Raw genomic sequence first — 1,900 nt, forward strand, 5'->3', positions numbered from 1 at the left:
CGCCGCGTGCCCTGGCCAAGCCCTTGGTCCGCCGCCTCGCGCGCGACCTCGGCGTCGACCTGACCGCGCTGACGCCCACCGGGCCCAAGGGGACCGTGAGCAAGGACGACGTGCTGACCGCCGCCGGCGCCGACCGGGGGCCCGACCTGGCCTCGCCGGGGCTGCCGGATGCCTCGAGGACCCGGCAGGTCGCCCCCGGCACACGCGAGACCCGTGAGCCGGTCAAGAGCGTCCGCAAGCAGATGGCCGCGGCGATGGTGGGGTCGGCGTTCACCGCTCCTCACGTGACGGAGTGGACGACGATCGACGCGACCGCCACGGTCGAGCTGGTCGACCGGCTGCGCTCCCGGCGCGAGTTCGCCGGGATCAAGGTCAGTCCGCTGCTCGTGATCGCGCGCGCCTCGCTGCTCGCCCTCCGGCGTACCCCGCTGGTGAACTCGACGTGGGACGAGGCGGCGCAGGAGGTCGTGGTCAAGCACTACGTCAACCTCGGCATCGCGGCGGCGACCCCACGGGGGCTTCTCGTGCCCAACGTCAAGGACGCGCACGACCTCTCGCTGGTCGACCTGGCCCGCGAGTTGGAGGCGCTGACCGCGACCGCGCGGGACGGCCGCACCCAGCCGGCCGCGCTGAGCGGGGGGACGTTCACGATCACCAACGTCGGGGTGTTCGGCGTCGACGGCGGCACGCCGATCATCAACCCCGGCGAGTCCGCGATCCTCTGCGTCGGCGCCATCAAGGCCCAGCCGTGGGTCGTCGACGACCAGGTCGTGCCGCGCCAGGTGATGACGCTGTCGCTGTCGTTCGACCACCGCCACATCGACGGCGCGACCGGCTCGCAGTTCCTCGCCGACGTCGCCGGGATCGTCAGCGACCCAGCCACGGCTCTCCTGTTCTGAGTCCGCCGGGTCGCGCTGACACTGCCCCCGGCCGGGTCCGAGGCCCAGCCTGGGCCCGGCTGGGGACAGCCGTTGGTTCCGACCAGCTCCGGCGGGGTAGAACCGAGCCGTGTCCCTTCCACCCCCTCACGGTGCCCCGGTGCCGGGCGCGCAGCTCGGCCCCTACCGGATCGTGCGCCAGCTGGGCGTGGGCGGGATGGGCACGGTCTACGAGGCGGTCGACACCGCGCTGAACAGGAGTGTCGCGCTCAAGGTGATCGCGACGCCGCTCGCCGGCGATCCCGCCTTCCGCGCGCGGTTCGTGCGGGAGGCGCAGGCACAGGCTTCCCTCGACTCACCACACGTGGTGCAGGTGTTCGCCCACGGCCACGCCGACGGGCAGCTCTACATCGCCAGCCAGCTGATCCCCGACGGTGACCTCGGGGCGATGCTGCGGCGCCACGGCGCCCCACCCGCCGAGCTCGCCGTGGACCTGATCGCGCAGGTCGCCGACGGGCTGGCGGAGGCGCACCGGATCGGCCTCGTGCACCGCGACATCAAGCCCGCCAACGTGCTGCTCCGCAACCGCGGCACCGACGTCGCCGCCTACCTCGCCGACTTCGGCATCGCCCGGCAGATCAACGGCGCCCCCAGCGCCACGGTCGAGCGTGGAGTCGCGGGCACGCCCACCTACATGGCCCCGGAGCTGCACACCGGCGGCACCGCCGGCCCACTGAGCGACGTCTACTCCCTCGGCTGCCTGCTGTGGGCCACGATCACCGGCCGGGCGCCGTACGGAGGCACGACCGACTTCCACGTCGTCGAGGCCCATCTCTCGGCGCCGGTCCCGCAGCTCGCCGGCGGCACGCCGTACGAGCGGGAGCTCAATCGCGTTCTGCGCACCGCGCTGGCGAAGCGGCCCGCGGAGCGCTACCCGTCGGCCGCGGCGATGCGCGACGACCTCCGGTCCCTGCGGCGTGCGACCAGCACCTCCCGGGTCGGGCGGTCCCTCGCGGTGGCCG

2 protein-coding genes are annotated in these 1,900 nt (G+C 73.8%); both read left to right on the forward strand.

Annotation, left to right across the window (positions count from 1 at the left end):
* A partial coding sequence (locus E7Z54_RS19855) for a dihydrolipoamide acetyltransferase family protein (RefSeq protein ID WP_136436451.1) occupies window positions 1–899 on the forward strand: 899 nt, incomplete at its 5' end.
* A 109-nt stretch (window positions 900–1,008) separates the two neighbouring features.
* The coding region (locus tag E7Z54_RS19860; RefSeq protein ID WP_136436452.1) for a serine/threonine-protein kinase at window positions 1,009–1,900 on the forward strand (892 nt) is incomplete at its 3' end.

Source organism: Nocardioides sp., from assembly GCF_004803405.1.
GTDB classification, from domain to species: Bacteria; Actinomycetota; Actinomycetes; order Propionibacteriales; family Nocardioidaceae; genus Nocardioides; species Nocardioides vastitatis.